Genomic DNA, 26,103 nt, shown 5'->3' with positions numbered 1-26,103 from the left:
GTGGCCTTGATGCTGGGAGCTCAAATCGATCGCTGGGACGACAGCGAAATCTGCGGCCGGATTGTGAAAGGCACGCCACGCCGTCTGATCATCGAATTGGCTGGCCGTCGCCTTGCGTCGCTTGAAACCGGTACGGGTGTGGTTGAATTTGATCATGAGCGCTTTCGGATCGACACTGCGTATTTTCCTGCGGCTTGCCTGCAGGACTTGCGCATCACGATCGAGAGCGATGGCGCAGCCCTGACGTTTTCGCCCAATGGCTCTGCACAGCAGACCAACCTTGTGCCGCACAGCCCCTTCGGCGGCATGTGGATCGACCTGCCAAACTGGGACGAGCGTCTGGCCGAGAAGATGGCAAGCGGGGAAATCGACGCGGATACCGCAGCGCAGATCAGGACATTTGTCCGTGATGGCTACATCGTGATCCCTGGCGCAGTCGCGCCAGAGACAGTTTCCCGGCTGAACCGGGATATCGACGATGCCTGGGATCAGAAATACGCAGGCATCGATATCGAGATATTCACACCCCAGAGCATCGTCCCCATCGATCGGGCCTATTACAATCAGAACACGAAGCTGCTTGACGCGTACTTTCACCTGCAATCCGCACGGGAAGCCGCGACAGCACCGAAGGTCGTCGCATTCCTGACTGCAGTTTTTGAAGATCGACCCAAGGCATTTCAGCAACTGTCGTTCATCTGGGGATCGCAGCAGCCGATCCACAAGGATACCGCTTACGTCAAGGTCGATGGCAACCCCATGTCGATGCTGGCGACCTGGACCGCACTGGAAGATATTGCAGAAGGTACCGGCGAGCTGGAATACTTTGTCGGCAGCCATCGTTCGGCCGACTATGTCTTTGGTTCGTTGAGCAAATGGATGGAGGCCAATCCAAGCCAGCACGAGGCCTTCCTGACATCGCTGCACGAAGATGCCGCCAAACTGGGGCAGGCAAAAAGCAGTTTCCTTGCCAAAGCGGGCGATGTGCTCGTCTGGCATGCCGATCTTGCCCACGGCGGATCGGCTGTGACCCGCCCCGGCCACACGCGCAAAAGCATCGTGACCCATTTCACGGCGGAAAAATACAACCCCTATTACAACAGACAATCGCAATCGCGGCCGCACATCCACAATGGCGTGGTGTTTGTTTCCGGGAAGGGCGAGATCAAGGCTTGAGGGCAGAACCCTAGCACGACGGGTCCGAGGCGACCTGAAAGAGCTTGGCTGCCACAGAACCCGATGATGGCGTCACGGTAAGCATGAATTTTGCAACGCCCGAGAGCGTGCACTTTGCAAGCCGTGATGCCACCGGCCCTGCCCCCCCACGGCGTGTGGATTGGGGCCCGGCTTACCCGACAAACCGCCCGACCAGCGCGGCGAGCGGCACGCGGGCCTTCATGCGGACCGACAGGAGGGCGATGCCGCTGATCTTGCGTTGCACGAACAGCATTTCGGCAGGCGGGATGTGCCAGCTGGCGCGATCGGCGGCGACCGGCTGCACGTTGTTGCGGATTTCCTCGACGAAGCTGCGGTCGGAGAAGTCGAAGTCCTGCGCGCGCTGCACCTGCCGCAGAATCACCGCGATCATGGCATCGAGCGCAGGCCCATGGCGCTCGAACTGCGCGGTCGAGGCGAAACCTGCGTTCTGCACCGCCGCCCTGACCCCGGCGTGATCGCCCGCAAGGCCCGCTGTCAGCAGCGCGCGATAGCCTTGCGCAACGTGATCGGGCACCGCCCGCGCTGCGCCGAAATCGAGCAGCACGATCCGGCCCGCTGCGCCCCCCTCACCGGGCAGCCAGCGGTAGTTGGCGAAGTTGGGGTCGGTCTGCATGAAGCCGAACTCGAACAATTCGCGCAAGGTCAGCGTCAGCAGTGCCGCGATCGCCGCGTTGCGCGCCTCGGGCGTGGCGTCGGCCAGTTCGTCGATCGGGCGGGCCGCGATGTAGTCCATCGCCAGCACGGTGGGTCCGGTGAGGTCCGCCAGGGGCCGGGGCACAAGGAACTGCGGATCGTCGGCGAGCAGATCGGCGTAGCGGGTCATCTGCGCCGCCTCACGCAGGTAGTCGGCTTCCTCGTGCAACTGCCGCTTGGCCTCGGTCAGCAGCGGCGCGACGTCGAGCGTCGATGGCAGCAGGCCCGACACTTTGAGCAAAGTGGCGACGTTGTCGACATCGGAATCGATGCTGCGGGCGACGCCGGGGTACTGCACCTTGATCGCCAGCACGCGCCCGTCGCGCAGTTCGGCGCGGTGGACCTGCCCGATCGAGGCGGCGGCAACCGGCCGCGCATCGAACCGGGCAAAGCGCCGCCGCCAATCCTTGCCCCAGTGCTGGGCCAGCACGCTTTCAAGCTGGGCTGGCGGCATGGTGTGCGCAGAATCGCGCAGCCGCGAGAGGATGGCGGTCAGTTCGGGCGGAAGCATGTCGCCCGCATCGAGCGAGATCATCTGTCCCAGCTTCATCGCCGCGCCGCGCAGCCGCGATAGCTGCTCGGTCACGCGGGTGGCGTTGGCCGGGGTGAGCAACAGGTCGGCCATGCGCGGCCGCTCGCCCTGCGCCAGCCGCCGCGCGCCTTCGGCAGCGACCCCGCCCGCCAGGCCAGCCGCCAGTTGCCCGAAGGCGGAGAGCCGCGCGATGCGGCCAGCGGGAACTTTGCGCGAAGATCCGGTCATCGGGCCGACATGGCTATGCGCAGGTGGGCCCGCAAGGTGACCTTGCGGGCCGCAGCCGGTTTGCGCCCGATTTAAGCCGATCAGATCGGGAAATGACCCGGCTGGGTTTCGATGGTGATCCAGCGCAGTTCGGTGAAGCTGTCGATCCCGGCCTTGCCGCCAAAGCGGCCATAGCCCGATGCGCCGACGCCGCCGAACGGCATCTGTGCCTCGTCATGCACGGTCGGTCCGTTGACGTGGCAGATGCCCGATTTGATCTGCCGCGCAACCCTCAGCCCGCGCGCGGTGTCGCGGGTGAAGACCGCAGCGGACAGGCCGTATTCGCTGTCGTTGGCCAGCGCGATGGCGTGCGCCTCGTCGCGCGCATGGATCACGCCGACCACCGGGCCGAAGCTTTCGTCGCGGAACAGCTTCATCTCGGCCGTCACGCCATCGACCACGTGCGCGGGCATCAGCACGTTGTGCGTGGTGGTTCCGCCGGTGAGCAGTTCGGCGCCATGGGCCAGCGCGTCATCGACCAGCGCCTGACAGTGCGCGACCGTCCTGGCATCGACCACCGCGCCCAGCGGCGTGGTGCCTTCGCGCGGGTCGCCGACCGCGAGCGTCTGTACTTTGGCCTTGAACCTGGCGGCAAATTCATCGGCCACGGCATCGACCACGATGATCCGCTCGGTGCTCATGCAGATCTGGCCCTGATTCATGAAGGCGCCGAACGCGGCGGCCTTGACCGCTTCGTCCAGATCGGCGTCCTCAAGCACGATCAGCGGCGCCTTGCCGCCCAGTTCCAACAGGCAGGGCTTGAGGTGCCCGGCTGCACGCGTGGCGATGATGCGGCCGACGGCGGTGCTGCCGGTAAAGTTGATGCGCTTGACCTCGGGCGCGTCGATCAGCGCGCCGACCACATCGGCGGCATCGGCGGGCGCGTTGGTGACGACATTGACGACGCCTTCGGGAAAGCCCGCTTCGGCGAAGGCTTCGATGATCAGGGCGTGGGTGCGCGGGCACTGCTCGCTGGCCTTGAGGATGACCGCATTGCCGCACGCCAAGGGCACGGCGATGGCGCGCACGCCAAGGATGATCGGCGCGTTCCACGGCGCGATGCCAAGGATCACGCCAACCGGTTCGCGCAGTGCCATGGCCAGACAGCCCGGCTTGTCCGAGGGGATCACTTCGCCCGCAATCTGGGTGGTCAGCGCGGCGGCTTCGCGCACCATGCTGGCGGCAAGGCCAAGGTTGAACAGCGCCCAGCCGCGCGTCGCGCCGATCTCGCCCATCATCGCCGCAACAAAGTCCTCGGCCCGCGCTTCAAGCGCGGCGGCGGCCTTCATCAGCACGGCGCGGCGGGCATTGGGGCCAAGCGCGCCCCATGCCGGTTGCGCGGCGGCAGCGCGCGCGGCGATGGCGGGAATGGCGTCGGCCTGCAAAGCGGGCGCGGTCGACGCTACGTCACCGGTGAGCGGATTGATGCGCTGAAATTCGGCCATGGGTCTCTCCCGCATGATTGCTATTTCTTATAGCATTAAGCCGCTCGGCGCGTTCTGGCAAGCCGGTTGCTGCGCGCCCTTATCGGTCCTTGGCGAAGAACGGCAAGGGCGCCCCCGCGCCCGCATCGAACGCGCGCCAGTCCTGACCGAGCGCGACCAGCGCGCTGGCGGCAATCTGGTTCTGGTGCAGGCACGGGCTGCCCACCGGCTGTGCCGCGCGCACTGCTGGGCCCAGCGCGGCCAGCCAGATCTGTTCGGAGCCCGGAAAACCGGCCTTGTCGGGAATGGTGAAGCCCGCCGGGTCGATCTCGACCGAGCGGGCGCTGCCGTGTTCGGTCCACGCCGCGCCGCCAGCCGCGCCGCGCCCGTGGTCGGTCGTGACGATCAGCGTGGTGCGCCCGCGATAGGCGGGGTCGGCCTGCGCCATCCGCCACAGTTCGGCGATGAAATCGTCATCGCGGTTCATCGCGGTCAGATACTGATCGTAGTCGCCGATGTGGGCGAGTTCGTCGGTATCGCCCAACCCGACATAGAGCACGCGCGGTTTGACCGTGCGCAAGGTGTCGAACGCCGCGCGCATCGTCAGCGTGTCGGTGGGGAAGCGCCCGCCAAACGCCGCATTGACCGCGATGCCGCTGCGCTTGTCATTGATGATATAGGGAAAAACGTCCCATGTGCCGATCGCCGCGACCTTTCCGGCAAAGCCGGGACGGCGGTTCAGCCATTCGAGGAAGGTGACGTTGGGGTTGTAGATCTTGTCGTTGCTGGTGATGTGCGCGTCATCGGCGCGACCGGTCAGGATCTCGTTGTAGCCGGGGTAGGAGAACCACATGCCGTTGGCCACTTGCAGGCACTGGCCCGCATCGCGGTTGCCATAGAGCACGCCGCGATGGGCCATGGTGCCGTGCAGGAACGGCATCAGCGCCGCACCGTGATCGGGGCCGGTGGCCCAGGCCTTTTCCACCGCGTCCTTCATGTCGGGATCGGTGAAGCGCTTGTCGGCCAGCAGCGCCGCGTCGGGTCCGCGAAACAGGTCGTGCCAGCGCGTGCCGTCCATCGTCACGAGGATCAGCCGCTGGCCGCCGTCGGCAGGGGCGACAGCATGCGGGGCCGACCTTGCGATCCCGAAAACCGGCAAGGCCAATGCGAGCGCGGCACAAACCTTAAGCAGCAAACGCATGGCATCAACTCCGGTGGCGAAGAGCGATCAGAACTTGCGGCCGACCCGCAGCGAAACCAGACGCGGCCGCAACGGATAGACCACGATCGATTCCGGCCCGCACAGCGCGATCGCGCACGTGGCGGTGCGGGTCTGCTGGGCGCGCACATCGAACAGGTTGTCTGCGCTCAGCGACACCGACCAGGGCCCCGTCGTCACCCCCATCGAGGCATCGATCGTGGTGTAGCCCGGCTGCACCCCGATCAGCGCCGCCTCGGTCACATCGAGCGAGGAACTGACCGAACTGAGGTGCGAGACAGAGGCCTGCACGAACGCGTCCGCGCCGCCTTCGACCGCAAAGTCGTAGCGCGCGCTGGCGCTGGTCTTGAACTTCGGCGCGCCCGAAAAGCGGGTTCCGGCAGGCGCGCGCAAGGCGTTGGGACTGCCGCTGGCGCTGGGGATCGTGCAATCGAACGCGGCATTGGTGTACTTGCACAAGTCGGTGGTGATCTTGGCCTCGGCATACGTCGCCGAAGCCTGCAAGGTCAGCCCGCGCAAGGGCACCAGCGTTACGTCGCCTTCCACGCCCTTGGACTGGGCGCGCCCGGCGTTGACGATATCGGTGATGCCGTTCTGGTCGCTGGTGACGGCGAACTGCGCCTGATCGAGCTTTTCGAGGAACAGCGCCCCGTTGACGCGCAACTTGCCGCCCAGCCAGGTGGTTTTCCAGCCGATTTCGTAGTTGCTCAGCTTTTCCGCCTGATAGGGCGCTGCCGCGGGTCGGCGGTTGATCCCGCCCGGACGGAATCCGGTCGACCAGGTGGCGTAAAGCAGCTTGTCGCGGTCGATCTTCCAGCTGAGATCGAGCTTGTGCCGCACGCCCGATCCGGTCGCCTTGGCATTGATGTTGTCGCACGGCCGCTGCGTGCCATAGCGGCCGACGGTGCCCGGCAGGCACAGCGCCTCGCCCACCGACGAGCGGGTGGCGTTGAACCCGAAGAAGCCGACCACGGTGTTGTCATAGCGATAGCCGCGCAAGCCGCCGGTCAGCGTCAGGCCGGGCACGATGTCGAACGCGGCTTGCGCAAAGGCGGCGTAATCGCGGTCCACGCGGTACTGTATATTGGCGTAGTTCACGCCCGGCAGACCGGTGACCGATTGCGACGCCGCCAACCCCGGCACGATGTACAGGTTGGTCCAGTCGTTGGTCTGGCGCTGGTAGAACACCCCCGCGACCAGCCGCAGCCGGTCCTTTGCCGGGGTGGCGATGCGCAGTTCCTGACTAAGCTTGGTGAAATGTTCGTGCTGGGTGGTGTTCTGCGCCGGATTGATCAGCGTTCCCTGATCGTTGTAGAAATTGTTGCCGAAGTATTCGGGTGTCGCCGCATAATAGCTGTCGTAAAAAAAGGCGTAGTCCGAATAGTCCGAGTTATATTGCGCGGTCCGCTCGAAATAGGCTCCGGCATAGGTCACCGCCAGATTGCTGATCTTGCCCTCGATCGTCAGCGCGGCCTGCCCCCAGCGATCCTTCTGCGATTCGGGGAAATAGCGCGTGGTCCGCAAGTCTCCGACCGAAGGCTTGAAGCCGAAGGTGCCGCGCGATTTCTCGTCCTGCCCCATCACCGTGGCGGTCGCGGTCCAGTTGTCGTCCAGATCGACGCCCAGCGCGGCGCGCCCGCCATACGTATCGATCGGGTTGAAGGCGTGCTCGACCAGCGCCTTGTTGTCGCGCACCGCGCCCGAGGTCGGATAGACCGCCGGGCGACCGCGTACGTTGTCGATATAGCCGCCGTCGTGCTGAACCCAGCCGACCAGCCGCAGCGCCGCCCAGCTTGACAGCGGCAGGTTGACATACCCCTCGCCGATCGCGCCGAGCTTGCCGTTGGCCACCGACGTTCCGGTCAGGTCGATCGAGCCGGAGAAGGCCTTGGGATCGGGCTTGTTGGTGATGATCCGCAGCGTGCCCGCTTCGGAACTGGCGCCGAACAGCGTGCCTTGCGGCCCCGACAGGGCCTCTACCCGCGCGATGTCATAGATGTGGACGTCGACCGTCTCGCCGATCGTGGTGACCGGCTGTTCGTCGATATAGACGCCGACGGTCGGCTGCGATCCGGTCGACAGGCGGTTGCCGTTCGACAGCCCGCGGAAATAGACTTCGGCATTGCCGGGACCATAGCTGGTGAACGACAACGAGGGCAGGAACTTGGCGTAGTCGTTGAAGTTGCGCACGTTCTTGTTGGAAAGTGCTGCGGTATCAAGCACTTGCAGCGAGATCGGGACGTCCTGCAGCTTTTCGACCCGCTTTTGCGCGGTCACCACGATTTCGCCGGGAACCGCGGTCGGTGCATCGGCGGCCGGTGCTTCGGCGGAAGGTGCATCGGCGGCCACCTGAGCCATGGCAGCGGGGGCAAGCGCCAGAAGACTGGTGCCAGCCGCCAGTTCAGCCGCCCGCAATGCCCAACCGGTGCCCTTGAAACCCTGCATGATGCGCCCCTTCGTTGCCACGGTTTCGGTCGCCCGCGTGACATCGTCATGACATGCGCGGCATTCGCGGCAATCGCAAGATGGCACCTGCCCCCGACAAGCAACGGCGACGCCACCGGAACCGGCGAAAAATTAGCGGGCGGTCTGCCGCCTTGCCGTAGGGGAAAGGTCCACTCCGGCAATTTCGCGGCGTTTTCCGCCGAAATGCGGGCCTTGCCAAGCGCTGCATTCGTGCGCAACGATACCGAAAACGACGACCTGTCACGGCCGGAATCGCCCCCGGCGCAGACCGGCGACACCTGCGAACGCGCAGAAGGATTGGGAGCAACGATGGCCGAAGCTGGCACGACTATTCCTGCTGAACAGGCGCCGGACGTAGCGCTTGCCGCGCTGGCGCAGGGGCTTGAGCCTTTGGGCGAAGGGCGCTTCCGGTTGAGCGGCGCGGCGGGGTGGATGCAGGGTCGCACGATGTACGGCGGCGCCTCCTCGTTCATCGGCTATGCGGCGGCGAGCGCCACCTTTCCCGACCTGCCCCCGTTGCGCGCCGGGCAAGTCGGCTTCATCGGGCCGGTCGGCGATGAGGTCGAGGCGCGGGTGACGATGCTGCGCACCGGGCGCAGCGTCAGCCATGTCGAGACGACGCTGCACGATCCGACCGGCGCGCTGGTCCATCGTGCCACCTGGCTGTTCGGCAGCGCGCGGCCCTCCAATGGCGAAATCCCGCCGTCGCGGCTTGACGCGTTCGTTCCGCCCGAGGAATCCGAGACTTATCCGCTGCACAGCATGGCCCCCAGCTTCATCCGCCAGTTCGAGCTGCGCCGCTCGCTGCCGCGTCCCGCACCGCATCCCGGCACCTTGCGCCGCTGGGTCCGGCTGAACGAGCGCGCCGGGCTGGACCCGTTCGGCGAACTGGTCGGCATCGGCGATACCTTGCCCCCCGGCTCGCTGCGGGCGACCGAACGGCGCGGCCCGATCAGTTCGATCAACTGGTCGTTCACCCTGCTGACCGATGCGCCTGCCACGCGCGATGGCTGGTGGCTGCTGGAAACCGCGTCGAACGGGATGGCGCATGGCTTCAGCAGCGAAACGCTGCGGCTGTGGAACGCCGATGGTGTCGAACAGATGCGCGGCCTGCAATCGGTGGCCCTGTTCGGGTGAAAGGAAACGACGCCATGACCATCGCCGACCCTGCCGCGCTGGGCTTCGCTGCCGACCGTCTCGACCGGATCGCCCCGTTTCTGGCCGAACGCTATGTCACCCCCGGCAAGCTGCCCGGAACCGACGTGCTGGTCGCCCGCGACGGCGTGCCGGTCTATCGGGCCACGCAAGGCATCGCGCGGGCCGACGGCACCCCGCTGGCCGCCGACACGATCTATCGCATCGCCTCGATGACCAAGCCGCTGACCTCGATCGCATTCATGATGCTGGTCGAAGAAGGCAAAGTCGCGCTCGACGATCCGATCACCCGCGTGCTGCCCGAATTCGCCCAGGTCGGCGTCTATACCGGCGGCGGCGGTGAAGCGCCGTTCATGCCGGCACGGCCTGCGGGCACGATCCGCATGGTCGATCTGCTGTCGCACCAGTCGGGCCTGACATACGGCATCCAGAACCGCACCAACGTCGATGCCGCCTACCGCAAGGCCAAGCTTGACGGCCACGCCAGCCTGCCGGGCAACGACCACTTCATCGCCGAACTGGCAAAGCTGCCGCTCGAATTCGAGCCCGGCACGGCGTGGAACTATTCGGTCGGCACCGACGTGCTGGGCGTGGTGGTCGCCCGGCTTTCGGGGATGAGCCTTGGCGCGTTCTTTGCCAGCCGCATCTTCGACCCGCTGGGGATGGTCGATACCGGCTTTCACTGCCCGCCCGACAAAGCGCACCGGCTGGCCGATGCGTGGAACTATGCGCCGGGCAAGGCGCCGCAACTGCTCGACAAGGCGGAAAGCTCCAACACGCTGCGCCCGCCCCGCTTCGAAAGCGGCGGCGGCGGCTTGCTCTCGACCACGGCGGACTATCACCGCTTCTGTCAGGCGCTGATCGGTGGCGGTGCGGTGGATGGCGTGCGGCTGATCGGCCCGCGCACGCTGGCGCTGATGACCGCCAACCACTTGCCCGACGGCAAGGATCTGACGCAAGTGTCCAAGGCGCTGTTCAGCGAAGCCAACAATGCCGGGGCCGGGTTCGGGCTGGGCTTTGGCATCACGCTCGATCCGGCGCGCGCACTGGTGCCGGGCAACGCGGGCGAGTATTACTGGGGCGGCATCTTCTCGACCGCGTTCTTCATCGATCCGGTGGAAAAGCTGCACATGGTGTTCATGACGCAACTGATGCCGTCCTCGGCCTATCCGATCCGCCGCCAGCTCAAGACCCTGATCTACGCCGCGCTGACGCAAAGCCGCGCCTGACCGGCGACAAGACCGACACGACAAGACAAGACAAGACAAGACATAAAAGGAGAGGCTCATCATGTCCGACCCCATCCCCGGCGCCAAGGCGCACATCGACGCCGCGCGCGCACAGGCCGCCGTGATCGACGACATTCCTGCCGATACCGCACTGCTGCCGATCGACCGGGTCGGCGTGATCGGCGCGGGCACGATGGGCGGCGGCATCACCATGAACTTCCTGACCGCGGGCATCCCGGTGACGATCGTGGAGATGACGCAGGAAGCGCTCGACCGCGGCGTGGCGACGATGCGCCGCAACTACGAAAACACCGTCAAGCGCGGCAAACTGGACGCGGCCCTTGCCGAAGCGGCGATGGCCCGGCTGACCCCGACGCTCGACTTCGCTGCGCTGGGCGACGCCGATCTGGTGATCGAGGCGGTCTATGAATCGATGGACGTGAAGAAAGAGGTGTTCGGGCGGCTCGACAAAGTGGCCAAGCCCGGCGCCATCCTGGCCAGCAACACCAGCTATCTCGATATCGACGCGATCGGCGCCTGCACCAGCCGCCCCGAAGCGGTGCTGGGTACGCACTTCTTTTCGCCCGCCAACGTCATGAAATTGCTGGAAGTCGTACGCGGCAAGGCGACCGGCAAGGCGCAACTGGCCACGGTCATGGCCTTGTCGGTGAAGATCGGCAAAGTCCCGGTGGTGTCGGGCGTGTGCCACGGCTTCATCGGCAACCGCATGCTGTCGCCCCGGCAGGCGCAGGCCCACGCGCTGATCATGGAAGGCGCGAACTATTGGGACGTGGACGAGGCGCTGCTGGAGTTCGGCTTCCCGATGGGCCCCTGGCAGATGGCGGACCTTGCCGGGGTGGACATCGGCTGGCACCGCGATCCCACCCGGATCGAGACGCTGCGCGATGCGCTGTGCGCGGTCGGTCGCTGGGGGCAAAAGACCAAGAAGGGCTTCTACGACTACGACGACAGCCGCAACCGCACCCCGTCCGAGGAAGTGAAGGCGATCATCGCCGAATTCGCCGCGAAGGAAGGCAAACTGCAGCGCGTCATCGGCAAAGACGAAATCCGCGAGCGACTGCTCTATCCGATGATCAACGAAGGCGCGCTGATCCTTGACGAAGGCATCGCCCAGCGCGCCGGTGACATCGATACCGTCTGGCTCAACGGCTATGGCTGGCCCGCGTGGACCGGCGGTCCGATGTTCTGGGCCGATCACGTCGGGCTGAAGGTGATCGCCGATGCGCTCGCCGGCTATGGCCTGCCGGTGGCCCCGCTGCTGCAGCGCAAGGCGGATGCCGGCGAAACTTTCGCCTGACCTGAAGGAGGGGCGTGACGATGCTGGTCGAGGATATCGCCGAATCCGACTTCCTGCCGCTCAGCGCCATCTTGCGCGCCCATGCCGCAAGGCGGGGCGCGGCGGTGGCGCTGGCCGACGAGAACCGGCGGGTCGGTTGGGCCGAGCTTGACGCGCTGCTCGATCGCGTCGCGGTGGCGCTGCACGGCGAAGGGGTTGCGGCCGATGAACCGGTCGCCATCGCCGCGCTGAATGCGGTGCCGACCGCGCTGGCGTTTCTGGGCGCGATCCGGGCGGGCGCGGTGGCCGCTCCGCTGACCTCCACCGCCACGCCCGAAACGGTGCTGGCCATGCTCGCCGACAGCGGCAGCCGGGTGCTGCTGCTCGATGCCGAGATGGCCGGACGGCTCGCGGGCCTGCCCTTTCCGGCGCATGTCAAACGCATCGCCCTCGACGACAGCGACGCCGGGCTGCCGTTCTCGCAGTGGCTCGCGCCCGAGGGGGCACGGCCGCCCGAACCAGCGCCGCAACCGGGCGATCCGTTCAACATCATCTATTCCTCGGGCACCACCGGCTCGCCCAAGGGCATCGTGCAAAGCCACAAGATGCGCCACGAATATGCCCGGCGCACGATCCGTGGCGGCTATGACGACGATACCTGCGTGATCTGCTCGACCCCGCTCTATTCCAACACCACGCTGGTCAGCTTCCTGCCCGCACTGACGGCAGGCGGCAAAGTGGTGCTGATGAAGAAGTTCGACGCGCGCGGCTTCCTCGAACTCTCGCAGCGCGAGCGGGTGACCCACGCCATGCTGGTGCCGGTGCAGTACCGCCGCATCATGGAGCAGCCCGATTTCGACAGCTTTGACCTGTCCTCCTACCGGCTGAAATCGTGCACATCGGCGCCGTTTGCCGCGTGGTTGAAGGCCGACGTGCTCAAGCGCTGGCCGGGCGGTCTGGTCGAAGGCTATGGCATGACCGAAGGCGGCGCAACCACGCTGCTGGTGGCGCACGAACACCCCGACAAGCTGCACACCGTCGGCCGCGTCACCCCCGGCCATGTGATGAAGATCATCGACGAGGACGGCAACGAACTGCCCGAAGGCGCCATGGGCGAGATCGTCGGCCATTCGCCGCTGATGATGAACGGCTACCACGGCAAGCCCGACAAGACGCGCGAAGTCGAATGGTACGACGCCGAAGGGCGCCGCTATATCCGCCACGGCGATATCGGCCGGTTCGACGAGGACGGCTTCCTGATCCTGATGGACCGCGCCAAGGACATGATCATTTCGGGCGGGTTCAACATCTATCCCACCGATCTTGAGGCCGAACTCGTGCGCCAGAGCGCGGTGCGCGAGGCGGCCGTGGTCGGCGTGCCGTCGGACAAGTGGGGCGAAACCCCGCTGGCCGTGGTCGTGCTGGCCGATCCCGCCGCCGATCCGCCCGCCGATCCTCAGGCCATCCTTGCCGAAGCCAACGCCCGTCTGGGCAAGACCCAGCGGATCAGCGCGATCGAAGTGGTCGATGAATTGCCGCGCAGCCCGATCGGCAAAGTGCTGAAACGCGAACTGCGCGACCGCTTTGGCGGTAACCCCATTCTTGCCGCCTCGACCGGGCAAGACAACCGATAACAGGAGAGAATGCCATGCGTGATGCCGTCATCGTATCCGTTGCCCGCACCCCCATCGGGCGGGCCTACAAGGGCGCGTTCAACGCCACCGCCGGGGCCACGCTGGGCGCGCTGTCGCTGCGCGCGGCGGTCGAGCGCGCGGGGATCGACCCTGCCGAAGTCGACGATGTGGTGTGGGGCTCGGCCCTGCAGCAGGGTACGCAAGGCGGCAACCTTGGCCGTCAGGTGGCTTTGCGCGCAGGGCTGCCAATCACCACTTCGGGCATGACCATCGACCGGCAGTGCTCGTCGGGCCTGATGACCATCGCCACCGCCAGCAAGCAGGTGGTGTTCGACCGCATGGACGTGGTCGCCGCCGGTGGGCAGGAATCGATCAGCCTTGTCCAGACCAAGGACATGCGCGTTTCTCCCGACCGCGCGCTGATCGAGATGCACAAGGCCATCTACATGCCGATGCTGCAAACCGCCGAGATCGTCGGCCAGCGCTATGGCATCAGCCGCGAGGCGTGCGACGTCTATGCCCTGCAATCGCAGCAGCGCACCGCCGCCGCACAGGCCGCGGGCAAGTTCGATGACGAGATCGTCGCCACCGACAGCTCGTCCGCCGTGGTCGACAAGGAAACCGGCGCGGTCACGCACCACGACGTTCACCTGACCAAGGACGAAGGCAACCGCCCCTCGACCACGCTGGAAAACCTGTCCGCGCTCAAGCCGGTGATCGAAGGCGGGATCGTGACTGCGGGCAACGCCAGCCAGTTGTCCGACGGCTCGGCCGCGGTGATCATCATGGAGGCCGCCGTCGCTGCGGCGAAGGGCCTGGCCCCGCTTGGCCGCTACCTCGGCATGGCGGTTGCGGGCACCGAGCCTGACGAAATGGGCATCGGCCCGGTCTTTGCCATCCCCAAGCTGCTCAGCCGCTTTGGCCTGACCATCGCCGACATCGGCCTGTGGGAACTGAACGAGGCGTTCGCGGTGCAAGTGCTCTATTGCCGCGACAAGCTGGGCATCCCCGACGACTTGCTCAACGTCAACGGCGGCTCGATCTCGATCGGCCACCCTTACGGCATGACCGGCGCGCGCTGCACCGCGCACGCGCTGATCGAAGGCAAGCGCCGGGGCGCGAAGTACGTCGTCGTGACGATGTGCGTCGGCGGCGGCATGGGCGCGGCCGGCCTGTTCGAGGTACTGTAACGGCGTTGCGGCCCGGCGGAGCCCCTCTCCCGCCGGGCCGCACTTGCCGCTTGAGCGCGCCGCCCGCCGGGCATACCCTTGAGCCGACCAAGGGAGACGACCATGACCGCCAGCCCCGATCGAGCAGCAGCCGACGTCGACCGCCCCTGGCCACAGGCGGCCCGCGAACGGATGATCTACCCCTCGCCGGTGGGGTGGAAGGGCACCGATTTCGTCGACAACGAGGAAGAACTGCTGGCCCGGCTGAACCCCCGGACGGTGTTCATGATGGGCGACAACCCCGCGCTGCCGCGCATGCCCGAGCGCCCGCAACTGCTCGACTTCTTCGACTTGCGCTTCGGCGGGTTGACCGCGCGGCACTTGCTGGTCAGCGCCAAGCGCGCGCTGGATGACGGGATGAGCGAGCCGGTGGTCATGGCCTGCCTGCTGCACGACATCTCGAACGGCTGCCTGATCCGTTGCGATCACGGCTACTGGAGCGCGCAACTGGTCGCCCCCTATGTCAGCGAGGAAGTGGCTTTCGCGGTCAAGTACCATCAGGCGCTGCGCTATCTGCCCGACCCGGCGGTGGGGTACGAGTACCCGGCCAGCTACGACCGCTTCTTCGGCCCCGATTTCCAGCCGCCCGCCTATATCGCGCGCGACGCCGACTACGCGCGCAACCACAAGTGGTACATGTCGGCCCGGCAAGTGACGCTCTACGACACCTATTTCTTCGACGATTTCCCCGAAGTCGACCCCGCCGAATTCACCGACGTGATCGGCCGCCACTTCCGCCAACCCGCCGAAGGCCTCGGCCACGACGACACCCCCACCTCGCACATGTGGCGCACCATGATCTGGCCGAACAACTTCTTGTGAGGGGGAGGGTGCAGCGCCCCGTCAAATCCGGGCAGCGACAGGCGAAGGCACCGCCCTTGCCCGGCACGGAGCGCTTAGCTATATAGTTAGCCAAGGAGGCGTGCATGGCCCAGTTTTCGGTTCACGATGCCAAGACCAACCTGTCGCGCCTGATCGCCGAAGCGCTCGCGGGGGGTGATGTGGTGATTGCGCGCGGCAATGTGCCGGTGGTGCGACTGGTGCCGGTGGCCCCGCGCGGGCGGCGGCAGTTCGGCGCGCTCAAGGGCAAGATCGCGATGGATGCACGGTTCGATGAGCCACTGCCCGACGACGAACTGGGCGGGTGGCATCTGGCTTGAGGCTGCTGCTCGATACCCATGCGCTGATCTGGTGGCTGGCGGGGGACGAGGCGCTGAGCCCCCGCGCCCGCGAAGCCATCACCAACGAGGATAACCCTGTCGCGGTCAGCGCCGCCTCGGCCATGGAAGTCGCCACCAAGTTCCGTATCGGCAAGTTGCCTGACGCCGCGTTGCTGGCACAAGACTTCGCGGCCGTGGTCGCCGGGCAAGGTTTCGACGAACTGGCGATCAGCGTTCATCACGCCCGGCTGGCCGGGGAAATGAACATCCCCCACAAAGACCCGTTCGACCGCCTGCTGATCGCGCAAGCGCAGGCCGAGGACATGGTACTGGTATCGAACAAAGCCTTGTTCGACGGGTTTGCGGTGAAGCGCCTGTGGTAGCGCCCGCGAGCGCACACTTACCCTTGACAAAACGAACCATATGGGTTATATGCCGCGCCGTGACGGGAGCTGGGGCGTGAGCGCTTCGCCTTTGCGACCCGGCGCGCGGTCGGCGCTTTCCAAGGACGGAGGCGTCCGCATTCGCGGCACGAACGGCGGGGCCTGTTACCCTCGCCGTGGGATCGGGCCCCAAGCCCGCAAGGTAGTCCGGCAAGAGCGCGAGCCCGCCCCGGTGCCTGCGTGCCCGTCAGGGTCGAGCAGTTCAGGTTCCTCAACGCGCCTGTACCGCCATTCGCACAAACCCGCGTCGAGAACCCAAACCAGCGCCGACCGCACCCGTCCGCGTCTGCTTGCTTCCCCCTATCGGCGTTAACCGGACTCGCCACCCGGCCCAGACCCGTGCGCGAATTCCGCGTGCGGGTTTTTTTGTGCTTGCCGGTGAGGCCGGTTACCCCCACCCAACCCTCCCCCGCGCGGGGGAGGGCTTTTTTGTGGGCGGAGGGGAGAAGCCTGCGCGATGGGTTTGCTCCCCTCCCCGGTGGGGAGGGGTTGGGGGTGGGGGTTGGGCGCTTCAGGAACGGCGCGGGGGTCAGCCCCCGGCTTCGACCTTGCCCGGCCTTGCGGCGAAGCCGTGCATGCCCAGCCACCATTGCAGGGCGATGATCGCGCCCTTGGCGGGTTGCAGCATGCCGATCAGCATGACCACCGCCAGTGCGAGCACCCCGGTCATCACTTCCCAGCCCGGCGCTTCGGTATTGCCCGCCAGCACGATGATGATCGGAGCCATCAGGTGGCCGGTGATCAGAATCGAGACATAGGGCGGGAAATCGTCCGCCGCGTGCAATGTCCAGTCCTGCGCGCAGGCGGGGCAGCGCTCCACCGGCTTGAGGAAGCGGCCGAACAGCCGCGCCATGCCGCAGCGCGGGCAACGGCCGCGCAAACCCCGCAGCATCGCCGCCCCCAAAGTGCGCGGCAGAAAGCCGGGCGCTCCGGTCAGTGCGGCGTCGCGCTCGCTCACTTGGGCGCGAACGGGTTTCGGGCGCTGCGCAGCGTCAGGCGGATCGGCACCGCCTCAAAGCCCAGTTCGCGGCGGATGCCGTTGACCAGATAGCGGCGATAGCTTTCGGGCAACTGGTCGAGCCGGGTGCCGAACATGACGAAGCTGGGCGGACGCGTCTTGGCCTGCGTGATGTAGCGCAGCTTGATCCGGCGGCCACCGGGGGCGGGCGGCGGATTGGCTGCCAGCGCATCGTCGAACCAGCGGTTGAGCGCGGCAGTGGGCACCCGGCGGCTCCACGCATCGCGCAAGTCGAATGCGGCGCCGAGCAATTGCTCAAGCCCCTTGCCGGTGCGGGCCGAGACCGCCAGCAGCGGCAGCCCGCGCACTTGCGCCAAGCCATCGTCCAGCGCGGCGCGCACGCCGTTGAACAGGCCGCTGGCGTCTTCGGCAACGTCCCACTTGTTGATCGCGATGATCAGCGCGCGACCTTCTTCCAGCACCAGACTGGCGATCTTGAGATCCTGATGCTCCAGCCCGCGCGTGGCATCGAGCAACAGCACGACCACTTCGGCAAAGTCGATGGCATGGCGCGCATCGGCGACCGAGAGCTTTTCCAGCTTGTCGACCACCAGCGCCTTCTTGCGCATGCCGGCGGTGTCGATCAGGCGGATCGGGCGCACTTCGCCGTTGCGCGGGTCTTTCCACGGCCAGTCGACCGCGATCGAATCGCGCGTGATCCCCGCTTCCGGCCCGGTCAGCAGCCGGTCTTCGCCCAGAAAGCGGTTGATGAGCGTGGACTTGCCCGCATTGGGACGGCCGACGATGGCCAGCTTCAACACCGACTTGGGGTCGTATTCGCCTTCATCCTCGGCGGTGGCGAGGTCGTCGGGATCGGGCTGCTTGTCTTCGAGCAGGGGCAGCAGCGCCTCGAACAGATCGCCCATGCCTTCGCCGTGTTCAGCCGACAGCGGCACCGGATCGCCAAAGCCCAGCGCGAAGGATTCGAACAGGCCATGGTCGCCCGCGCGGCCCTCGGCCTTGTTGGCGACGAGCACGACGGGCAGGTCGTGCCCGCGCAAGTACCGGCCGATCTCTTCGTCCAGCGGGGTGATCCCCGCGCGCGCATCGATCACGAACATCGCAACGTCGGCCCCATCGAGCGACGCTTCGGTCTGCATCCGCATGCGGCCGGGCAGGCTTTCGGGATCGGTGTCTTCCCAACCGGCGGTATCGACGATCGTGAAATCCAGCCCCAGCAGGCTCGCCTGACCAAAGCGGCGGTCGCGCGTCACGCCCGGCTGGTCATCGACCAGCGCCAGCCGCTTGCCGATAAGCCGGTTGAACAGCGTGGACTTGCCGACATTGGGACGGCCGATGATGATGACGGTGGGCAGATTGGGCGCGGACATGGCTTTCCCGTGGCCCTTCGGCGCGCGAAACGCAAGCCGGATGGTGGCGGGGGGCCTGCAATGGTTTCGGCAATCGTTTCACAAGATACGGTTTAAGTGCGATTAACTATAGGCAATTTGCTGCACTTAACCAACTGCAGGGCACAAGCGCTGCATGCAGGGATGGAATCAGCGAATCCTCCTCGGAGGACCGAAACGGTTAAGCGAAGGCCTCAGCCTCGGGTTGAGTCTGGCTGCGGGCACGCTCGCCTCGGCGCTTTGCGCCAGTCCGGCGGTTGCGCGGCCCGCCCCCGTCGATCTGCTCGACGGCGGATTCTACGACAGCAGCCCGGCTGTCCACGGCGCCCCCAATGCCGCCCTTTCCGGCCTGCCCTACCTTGAATGCGTGCCTTATGCCCGCAAGGTTTCGGGCATCGACATTCGCGGCGACGCGCTGACCTGGTGGGATCAGGCCGCCGGTCGCTATGCCCGCGGCTATCGCCCGCGCGTCGGCGCGGTGATGAGCTTTCGCCCCTATGGTCCGATGCAACTGGGCCATGTCGCGGCGGTCAGCCGAGTCGTCGATTCGCGCACGGTGCTGTTGCGCCATGCCAACTGGTCGCCGATCGACGGACGGCGCGGCCAGATCGAAGATGACGTGCGCGCGGTCGATGTATCGCCCGACAACGACTGGAGCGCGGTGCGCGTGTGGTATGCGCCGCTAGGCGACCTTGGCACCACGCACTGGCCGGTCAACGGCTTCATCTACAACCGCCCGCCCGAGCGCGAGGACCGGCTGGCCGCGATCTCGCGCCCAGCGCCTGCACCGATGCGCGCCCAGGCGCAGGAAGCGCGCCCGGTGCGAACGGTTCTTGCGGCAAGCTATCAGGCCGCGCCGTCACGGATCGGCGCCGACTTCCTTCGTGGCATCGTGCTCGAAACGCCGGTCGCGCCCGTTCAGCCGCCAAGACTGACTGTGGCGCGGGTGGGCAAACCGGCCGTCGGCTCAGCCAGCGCGGCCAGCCGACTCCCCGCCAGCCAACTCGCTCCCAGCCAACTGCCGGGCCGCATCGCCACCGCCACCCCTTTGCGCGATGACCCGATCGGCCGGATCATCGCTTCACGGGTGGCGATCGCCAACCGCTGATGCGGCTTATTTCAGGGTGCCGATGATCGCGGAAAAGTCGATCCCGCCGTTCCCGGCCTCGGCAAAGGCGGCGTAGAGTTCTTCGGCGCGCGCGCCCATCGGCACGGTCGCTCCGGCATCCTTGGCCGCCGCCATCGCCAGCCGCAGATCCTTGAGCATCAGCGCGGTGGCAAAGCCGCCCTGATAGCCGTTGTCGGCAGGCGTGACCGGACCGACGCCGGGCACCGGGCAATAGCTCGTCATCGACCAGCACTGGCCCGAGGCCTTGGACGAAATGTCGAAGAAGGTCTGCAAGTCCAGCCCCAGCTTTTCGGCCATGGCGAAGGTTTCGCAGGTGGCGACCATCGATGCGCCAAGCAGCATGTTGTTGCAGATCTTGGCCGCCTGTCCGGCGCCGCTGCAACCGGCGTGGATCACCGCCTTGCCCATGGCCGACAGGATCGGCTCGGCGCGGGCGAAAGCCTCGTCGCTGCCGCCGACCATGAAGGTCAGCGTGCCGCCGTTGGCCGCCGCGATCCCGCCCGAAACCGGCGCGTCGACCATGGCATAGCCCGCATCGCTCGCCAGCGTCGCAACCTCGCGCGCGGTGGTCACGTCGATGGTCGAACAGTCGAGCAGCAGCGCGCTGACAGGGGCATGGCCGATAACGTCAGCGGTGAACACCGCCTTCACGATGGCGCCGTTGGGCAGCATCGCGACGACCGCTTCGGCCCCCTGCACCGCTTCGCGCACCGAGGTATAGGTGGTGCAACCACTTTCGGCAGCCCGCGCCAGCGCCGCTTCGGCAAGGTCGAACGCGTGGACATCATGCCCCGCCTTGACCAGATTTGCGGCCATGCCGCCGCCCATGTTGCCAAGGCCGATGAATGCGATCTTCATAGCAATTCTCCTAGCCCTCTCCCCCGAAGGGAGGAGGGCGTGACGATTTACTTGCCCGTCCAAACGCCCGCGCGTTTTTCGATGAAGGCGGCCATCCCTTCGGCCTTGTCCTGCGTGGCGGTGAGGATCTGGAAGCTGCGGCGTTCGAACAACAGGCCCTGATCGAGCGTTGTCTCGAACGCTGCGTTCACCATTTCCTTGTTCACCTTCACCGCCATCGGCGGCATCGCGGCGATGGCGGCGGCCGTCTTGAGCGCGTCGGCGAGCAAGTCGGCCAGCGGCACCACGCGGGAGACGAGGCCCGAGCGCTCGGCTTCGGCCGCGTCCATCATCCGGCCGGTCAGGCACATGTCCATCGCCTTGGCCTTGCCCACCGCGCGGGTCAGGCGCTGGCTGCCGCCCATGCCCGGCGCCACGCCCAGCTTGATTTCGGGCTGGCCGAACTTGGCGTTTTCGGACGCAATGATGAAGTCGGCCATCATCGCCAGTTCGCAGCCGCCACCCAGCGCAAAGCCGTTGACCGCCGCGATCCATGGCTTGCGCGTGGTCTTGACCAGATGGCTGGTCCACTTGGCGAAGAAGTCCTCGTTGAAGAAATCGGATGCCGGTTTGTCGGCCATTTCCTTGATATCGGCGCCGGCGGCAAAGGCCTTTTCGCCCGATCCGGTCAGCACGGCGCAGCCTTGGCTGGCATCGGCCTCGAACGCGGCGAACGCCCCGATCAGATCGTCGAGCACTTGCGAATTGAGCGCGTTGAGCGACTTGGGCCGGTTGAGCGTGATCAGCGTGACGGCGCCGTGGCGTTCGACCAGAATCGTTTCGTAGACGGGCTCGGTGCTCATAGCGGGGTCCATTCCTCGTTGGCCGGCAGCGCGGCGAAGATGCTGTCAAGCAAGGCCTCGGTCACGCCCTCGGGCGTTGCCGGGTGCCATTGCGGCGCGTTGTCCTTGTCGACGATCACCGCGCGCACGCCCTCGGCAAAGTCGGGCAGGGTCAGCACGCGGCTGGCGATGCGGTACTCCATCACCATGTTGGCGGCAAAATCGGGCAAAGTCAGGCTGGTCGCCAGTTGGCGCAGGGCAACCTTGCAGGTCTGCGGGCTCTTTGTGGCGAGCGTGGCCAGCGTCGCCTGCGCGAAATCGCTGCCGTCGGCCGCAAGCGCGGCCAGAATGTCCTCATAGCTGTCCGAGGCGAACAGCCGGGCGATAGCGTCGGCATGGGCGGCGATCCTGGCGGGCGGCGGCACCGCCGATGCTTCGTGCAGGATCGCAAGGAGTTCGTGCGGTTCGGCGGCAATCCGCGCCTTGGCCCCGGCCACCGCCGCGCCGGGCAGATAGTGCGTGGCAAGCCCCGCCCACAGGCATTCCGCGCCATCGAGCCGCGCGCCGGTCAGCGCCAGATACTGGCCCAGCCGCCCCTTCAGCCGCGACAGATACCAGCCGCCGCCCACATCGGGAAACAGGCCGATGCCGGTTTCGGGCATCGCCAGCCGGGTCGCCTCGGTCGCCACGCGATAGCTGGCAGGGCCCGAAATGCCCACGCCGCCGCCCATCGTGATCCCGTCCATGAACGCGACGACCGGCTTGGGATAGGCCGCGATCAGGTGGTTGAGGCGGTATTCATCGTGGAAGAACTTGCGCCCCGACACGCCTGCGTCGTTCAGCGCCGAGTTGCGCAGGAACGCGATGTCGCCGCCCGCGCAGAACCCGCGCGACAGCTTGGGATCGCCGCCCGGATCGACCGCGTGATCGATGATCACCAGGTCGACCGCGGGATCGTTGCGCCAGCCCAGCAGCGCCTCGGCCATCGCATCGACCATCGGCAGCGTCAGCGCATGGATCGCCTTGGGCCGGTTGAGCGAGATCACGCCCGCAGCGCCGTCGATACGGGTCAGCACATCGTCGGTCATTTCAGCAAGTCCCGTCCCACGATCAGGCGCATCACTTCGTTGGTGCCTTCAAGGATGCGGTGCACCCGCAGATCGCGCCAGAAGCGCTCGATCGGATAGTCGCGCAAGTAGCCATAGCCGCCGAACATCTGCAGCGCACGGTCGACCACCGACGATCCGGTGTCGGTCGCCAGCTTCTTGGCCATGGCGGAAAAGCGGGTCTTGTCGGGCGCGCCCGACGATACTTTGGCCGCGGCAAGATAGAGCAACGCGCGCGCCGCTTCGAGGTCGGTCGCCATGTCGGCCAGCACGAACTGGGTGTTCTGGAATTCGGCGATGGCCTTGCCGAACTGCTTGCGATCCTTGACGTAGCCGATCGCCTCATCAAGGCAGCGCTGCGCACCGCCCAGCGAGCACGCGCCGATGTTGAGCCGCCCGCCATCGAGCCCGGCCATCGCGAAGCGGAAGCCATCGCCTTCGGCACCGACGCGATTGGCCACCGGCACCTGTGCGTTGTCGAACACGACTTGCGCGGTGGGCGAGGCATTCCAGCCCAGCTTGCGCTCGGGCGCGCCGAAGCTGACGCCGGGGGTATCCTTGTCCACGACCAGGCAGGAAATGCCCTTGGCGCTGGCATCGCCGGTGCGGACCATCACGACATAGACATCGTTGACCCCGGCGCCCGAGATGAACTGCTTGGTGCCGTTGAGCACATAGTGGTCACCATCGAGCCGCGCCGTGGTCTTGAGCGCGGCGGCATCCGAACCCGAGCCCGGCTCGGTCAGGCAGTAGCTGGCGATCAGGTCCATCGACACCAGCGAGGGCAGATAGCGCGCCTTGAGCTCGTCACCGCCGAAAGTGTCGATCATCCACGCGGCCATGTTGTGGATCGAGATGAACGCGCTGGTCGCCGGACAGCCATACGACATGGCCTCCATGATCAGCGCCGCTTCCAGCCGCCCAAGGCCGATGCCGCCCGATTCCTCGCTGACATAGATCGCGCCGAAACCAAGCTCGGCGGCGGCCTTGATCGTCTCACGCGGGAACGTGTGATCCTCGTCCCATTGCGCGGCGAACGGTGTGATGGCGTCGGCGGTGAACCGTTGCGCCATCTCCTGGATTGCCAGTTGATCGTCGGTGAGCTGGAACTGGTCGGTCATGATGCCCCTCTCGCAAAACACTTAATCGCGCGATTAAGCCGAGATGGCCGCGTGGAGCAAGATGGCCCCGCGGGTCAACCCCGGTCTGCCCGGCACGATCAGCCGAGGCAAAAACAGGCGGCAGATTCGTGAAAAGTCCGCCTTCCCGATCGCCTCGGCATTTCATGCTGCCATCATCACCCCATGGTCGGGATGACGAAGGCGTTGCCCAGTTCCGCCGAACCGTCGGGCCAGCGCTGCGTCACGGTCTTGACCTTGGTCCAGAACTTGACGCCTTCCATGCCGTGCTGGTTGGTGTCGCCGAATGCCGAGCGCTTCCACCCGCCGAAGGTGTGATAGGCCACCGGCACCGGGATCGGCACGTTGATGCCGACCATGCCGACGTTGACCCGCGCGGCGAATTCGCGCGCGGCGCGGCCGTTGCGGGTGAACAGCGCCACGCCGTTGCCGTACTGGTGCTTGCTCGCCAGCGACAGCGCCTCTTCAAAGCCGTCCGCGCGGACGATCTGCAGCACCGGGCCGAAGATCTCGTTGTGGTAGCTGTCCATGTCGGGCGTGACGTGGTCGATCAGCGTCGGGCCGACAAAGAAGCCGTCCTCATGGCCTTGCAGCTTGAAACCGCGGCCATCGATGATCAGTTCGCCGCCTTCTTCGACGCACTTGGCGATCCAGCCTTCGATCTTTTCCTTGTGCGCCTGCGTCACCACCGGACCGTAATGCGCTTCGGGATCGGTCGAGATGCCGACCTTCAACGCCTCGATCGCGGGGATCAGCTTGGCCTTCAGCCGCTCGGCAGTATCCGCCCCGACGGGCACGACCACCGGCAGCGCCATGCAGCGCTCGCCCGCCGAACCGAACGCGGCCCCGGCCAGATCGTTGACCACCTGATCGAGATCGGCGTCGGGCATGACGATGCCGTGGTTCTTGGCACCGCCCATGGCCTGCACGCGCTTGCCCGCCGCAACGCCGCGATTGTAGACATAGTGCGCGATATCGGACGAGCCGACGAAGCTGACCGCGCCGATCGCCGGGTGATCAAGGATCGCGTCGACCATTTCCTTGTCGCCATGGACGACCTGGCAGATGCCTTCGGGCAGGCCCGCTTCGATGAACAATTCGGCCAGCCGCACCGGCACCGAAGGATCGCGCTCGCTGGGCTTGATGATGAAGGCGTTGCCGGTGGCGATGGCGATCGCGCTCATCCACAAGGGGATCATGCCGGGGAAGTTGAACGGGGTGATGCCCGCACCGATGCCGATCGGCTGGCGGAACGAATAAACGTCGATGCCGGGCCCCGCGCCCTGCGTGAACTCGCCCTTCAGCACGTGCGGGATGCCGCAGGCGAATTCGACGACTTCAAGCCCGCGCTGAATGTCGCCCTTGGAATCGGCGATGACCTTGCCATGCTCGGCCGAGAGCAGCCGGGCCAGCTCGTCCATGTTGGCCTCGACCAGTTCCTTGAAGCGGAACATCACGCGGGCGCGGCGCTGCGGGTTGGTCGCGGCCCAGGCGGGCTGGGCGGCCAGCGCGGCGTCGACCGCGCGCTGCAGCACAGCGGCATCCCCCAGCACGACTTGCGCCTGAACGCCGCCGTTGTTGGGATCAAAGACATCGCCCTTGCGCGGCGAGACAAGGCCGCCGGTACCGCCGGCGATGAAATGGTCGATCAGACGCATCGGAATTCCTCTTGTGGCAAAGGCCGTGCCGCAGCAGGTGCACCAACCATTTGTTGCAAGCAACAGACGAAAATGCGATGCCAACCTGCATAAATGCAGCCACCTGACTGGAACGACTACCAGACCTTCCTAGCGGTCGCGCGCGCCGGCCAGATGGCGCGTGCGGCGGTCACACTGGGCGTCGATGCCACCACCGTGGGCCGCCGCCTGCGCCGACTGGAAGCGCGCGCCGGGGCCACCTTGTTCGAGCAGACCCGCGAGGGTCAGGTGCTGACCGAAGCGGGCGAGGTGATGCTCGCCGATGTCGAGGCGATGGAGCAGGCCGCCAGCCGCATCGCCGAGCACGCCGACGGCGGCGGACCGGCCGGGTTGCTGCGGGTCAGCCTGTCCGAAGGATTTGCCAGCTGGATCGTCGCGCCGGCCTTGCGCGGCTTTGTCGAGGCGCACCCCCGCCTGACGGTCGATCTGGTCGCGTCGTCCGGCTTCCTCAGTCCGTCCAAGCGCGAGGCCGACCTTGCCGTCAGCCTGTCACGGCCGCGCGCCGGGCCGGTCATCGCGGGCAAGCTGTCGGACTATGCTTTGCGGCTCTATGCCACGCGCGGCTATCTGGCGCGCTATGGCCACCCCGCGGGGCCGGGCGATCTGTCGCAAGGGCACCGCCTTGTCGGCTATGTGCCCGACCTGCTCTATGCGCCCGAATTGCGGTATCTTGACGAGATCGAGCCGGGCCTTGTCGCGACGCTGCGCTCGCCCTCGATCATCGTGCAGCATCGCCTGATCGCGGCCGGTTCGGGCATCGGCGTGCTGCCGTGCTTCATCGGCGATGCCGACAAATGGCTGGTCCCAGTCCTGCCAGCGCAAACCATCCAGCGCAGTTTCTGGCTGGTGACGCACAAGGACACGCACAACCTTGCGCGCGTGCGTGCATTCAAGGACTGGCTGACCGCGCTGGTTGCGCGCGAACGGACCAGGCTGTTGCCGCGATAAGTCGGGCTTGCTGGCGCGACGCTCAAGCCCCCCCCCCAAGCCCCCGCCCCCGCACAGCGTTGGGGCCCGCGC

21 protein-coding genes and 1 pseudogene are annotated in these 26,103 nt (G+C 66.4%); 11 read left to right on the top strand and 11 right to left on the bottom strand.

All coding sequences use genetic code 11. The features are described 5' to 3' along the window. Nucleotides 1–9 precede the first annotated feature (9 nt). Nucleotides 10–1,176 carry a phytanoyl-CoA dioxygenase family protein gene (locus LDN95_RS17035; RefSeq protein ID WP_226018800.1) on the top strand — a complete coding sequence of 389 codons (1,167 nt, stop codon included), beginning with the start codon at nt 10–12 and terminating at the stop codon, nt 1,174–1,176. A 172-nt stretch (nt 1,177–1,348) separates the two neighbouring features. Here LDN95_RS17035 and LDN95_RS17030 read toward each other — a convergent pair whose 3' ends face one another. From LDN95_RS17030 to LDN95_RS17015, 4 genes are all read right to left on the bottom strand, one after another. Continuing rightward, nucleotides 1,349–2,671, bottom strand: a complete 1,323-nt coding sequence (locus tag LDN95_RS17030; protein ID WP_226018771.1) for an AarF/ABC1/UbiB kinase family protein — start codon at nt 2,669–2,671, stop codon at nt 1,349–1,351. Between the two features lie 80 nt (nt 2,672–2,751). Beyond that, complete coding sequence (locus LDN95_RS17025; protein WP_226018770.1) at nt 2,752–4,155, bottom strand: aldehyde dehydrogenase; 1,404 nt, start codon at nt 4,153–4,155, stop codon at nt 2,752–2,754. Nucleotides 4,156–4,234: 79 nt separating this feature from the next. Then, the gene (locus LDN95_RS17020) at nt 4,235–5,335 is read right to left on the bottom strand and encodes a hypothetical protein (protein WP_226018769.1); all 1,101 of its coding nucleotides are present in this window, start codon (nt 5,333–5,335) and stop codon (nt 4,235–4,237) included. 27 nt (nt 5,336–5,362) lie between these two features. Further along, nucleotides 5,363–7,798 (bottom strand): TonB-dependent receptor, encoded by a 2,436-nt coding sequence (locus tag LDN95_RS17015; RefSeq protein WP_226018768.1) that lies wholly within the window; start codon nt 7,796–7,798, stop codon nt 5,363–5,365. A 231-nt stretch (nt 7,799–8,029) separates the two neighbouring features. Here LDN95_RS17015 and LDN95_RS17010 point away from each other — a divergent pair, with 231 nt between their 5' ends. The 8 genes and pseudogenes from LDN95_RS17010 (at nt 8,030) to LDN95_RS16975 (ending at nt 15,906) form a co-directional block, all read left to right on the top strand. Further along, entirely contained in the window at nt 8,030–8,956 is a 927-nt protein-coding gene (locus LDN95_RS17010) for a thioesterase family protein (RefSeq protein ID WP_226018767.1), read from the top strand. A 14-nt stretch (nt 8,957–8,970) separates the two neighbouring features. Beyond that, nucleotides 8,971–10,203 (top strand): serine hydrolase, encoded by a 1,233-nt coding sequence (locus LDN95_RS17005; RefSeq protein ID WP_226018766.1) that lies wholly within the window; start codon nt 8,971–8,973, stop codon nt 10,201–10,203. 82 nt (nt 10,204–10,285) lie between these two features. After that, a pseudogene (locus LDN95_RS17000) lies at nt 10,286–11,521 on the top strand (3-hydroxyacyl-CoA dehydrogenase NAD-binding domain-containing protein); the annotation flags it as partial. A 20-nt stretch (nt 11,522–11,541) separates the two neighbouring features. Then, nucleotides 11,542–13,134, top strand: coding sequence for a class I adenylate-forming enzyme family protein (locus tag LDN95_RS16995; RefSeq protein ID WP_226018799.1), 1,593 nt, complete (start codon nt 11,542–11,544; stop codon nt 13,132–13,134). A gap of 14 nt (nt 13,135–13,148) precedes the next feature. Then, nucleotides 13,149–14,324 (top strand): acetyl-CoA C-acyltransferase, encoded by a 1,176-nt coding sequence (locus LDN95_RS16990; RefSeq protein WP_226018765.1) that lies wholly within the window; start codon nt 13,149–13,151, stop codon nt 14,322–14,324. A gap of 102 nt (nt 14,325–14,426) precedes the next feature. Beyond that, nucleotides 14,427–15,185: an HD domain-containing protein gene (locus LDN95_RS16985; RefSeq protein ID WP_226018764.1), complete on the top strand. Its 759-nt coding sequence runs from the start codon at nt 14,427–14,429 to the stop codon at nt 15,183–15,185. A 104-nt stretch (nt 15,186–15,289) separates the two neighbouring features. Beyond that, nucleotides 15,290–15,523 (top strand): type II toxin-antitoxin system Phd/YefM family antitoxin, encoded by a 234-nt coding sequence (locus LDN95_RS16980; RefSeq protein WP_226018763.1) that lies wholly within the window; start codon nt 15,290–15,292, stop codon nt 15,521–15,523. Continuing rightward, the gene (locus LDN95_RS16975; RefSeq protein ID WP_226018762.1) at nt 15,520–15,906 is read left to right on the top strand and encodes a type II toxin-antitoxin system VapC family toxin; all 387 of its coding nucleotides are present in this window, start codon (nt 15,520–15,522) and stop codon (nt 15,904–15,906) included. Before LDN95_RS16980 ends, LDN95_RS16975 begins: the two co-directional genes overlap by 4 nt. 589 nt (nt 15,907–16,495) lie before the next feature. Here the strand turns inward: LDN95_RS16975 and LDN95_RS16970 are convergent. Both LDN95_RS16970 and der read right to left on the bottom strand, forming a co-directional pair. Then, nucleotides 16,496–16,924: a DUF983 domain-containing protein gene (locus LDN95_RS16970; RefSeq protein WP_370631709.1), complete on the bottom strand. Its 429-nt coding sequence runs from the start codon at nt 16,922–16,924 to the stop codon at nt 16,496–16,498. Then, on the bottom strand, nt 16,921–18,315 hold the full coding sequence (gene der / locus LDN95_RS16965; protein ID WP_226018761.1) for a ribosome biogenesis GTPase Der: 1,395 nt from the start codon (nt 18,313–18,315) through the stop codon (nt 16,921–16,923). The genes LDN95_RS16970 and der overlap by 4 nt, the downstream gene beginning before the upstream one ends. Nucleotides 18,316–18,538: 223 nt before the next feature. Between der and LDN95_RS16960 the strand changes: the two genes are divergently transcribed. Further along, complete coding sequence (locus LDN95_RS16960) at nt 18,539–19,441, top strand: CHAP domain-containing protein (RefSeq protein ID WP_370631708.1); 903 nt, start codon at nt 18,539–18,541, stop codon at nt 19,439–19,441. A gap of 6 nt (nt 19,442–19,447) precedes the next feature. Here the strand turns inward: LDN95_RS16960 and mmsB are convergent, their stop codons facing one another. The 5 genes from mmsB to LDN95_RS16935 form a co-directional block, all read right to left on the bottom strand. Then, the gene (gene mmsB / locus LDN95_RS16955) at nt 19,448–20,320 is read right to left on the bottom strand and encodes a 3-hydroxyisobutyrate dehydrogenase (protein WP_226018760.1); all 873 of its coding nucleotides are present in this window, start codon (nt 20,318–20,320) and stop codon (nt 19,448–19,450) included. A 47-nt stretch (nt 20,321–20,367) separates the two neighbouring features. Further along, a complete protein-coding gene (locus LDN95_RS16950; RefSeq protein ID WP_226018759.1) occupies nt 20,368–21,162 on the bottom strand; it encodes an enoyl-CoA hydratase-related protein in 795 nt (264 codons plus the stop codon). Further along, entirely contained in the window at nt 21,159–22,229 is a 1,071-nt protein-coding gene (locus tag LDN95_RS16945) for an enoyl-CoA hydratase/isomerase family protein (RefSeq protein ID WP_226018758.1), read from the bottom strand. Before LDN95_RS16945 ends, LDN95_RS16950 begins: the two co-directional genes overlap by 4 nt. Then, on the bottom strand, nt 22,226–23,368 hold the full coding sequence (locus LDN95_RS16940; protein ID WP_226018757.1) for an acyl-CoA dehydrogenase family protein: 1,143 nt from the start codon (nt 23,366–23,368) through the stop codon (nt 22,226–22,228). Before LDN95_RS16940 ends, LDN95_RS16945 begins: the two co-directional genes overlap by 4 nt. A 176-nt stretch (nt 23,369–23,544) precedes the next feature. Next, nucleotides 23,545–25,044 carry a CoA-acylating methylmalonate-semialdehyde dehydrogenase gene (locus LDN95_RS16935; protein WP_226018756.1) on the bottom strand — a complete coding sequence of 500 codons (1,500 nt, stop codon included), beginning with the start codon at nt 25,042–25,044 and terminating at the stop codon, nt 23,545–23,547. 93 nt (nt 25,045–25,137) lie between these two features. Between LDN95_RS16935 and LDN95_RS16930 the strand changes: the two genes are divergently transcribed. Further along, nucleotides 25,138–26,031: a LysR family transcriptional regulator gene (locus LDN95_RS16930; RefSeq protein ID WP_226018755.1), complete on the top strand. Its 894-nt coding sequence runs from the start codon at nt 25,138–25,140 to the stop codon at nt 26,029–26,031. Nucleotides 26,032–26,103: the final 72 nt, after the last annotated feature.

Origin of the sequence: Novosphingobium sp. FKTRR1, from assembly GCF_020404405.1 — a bacterium.
Taxonomy (GTDB): Bacteria; Pseudomonadota; Alphaproteobacteria; order Sphingomonadales; family Sphingomonadaceae; genus Novosphingobium.
Note: the sequence above shows the minus strand (reverse complement) of the source record. Positions and strands in the feature narration are given on the sequence as shown.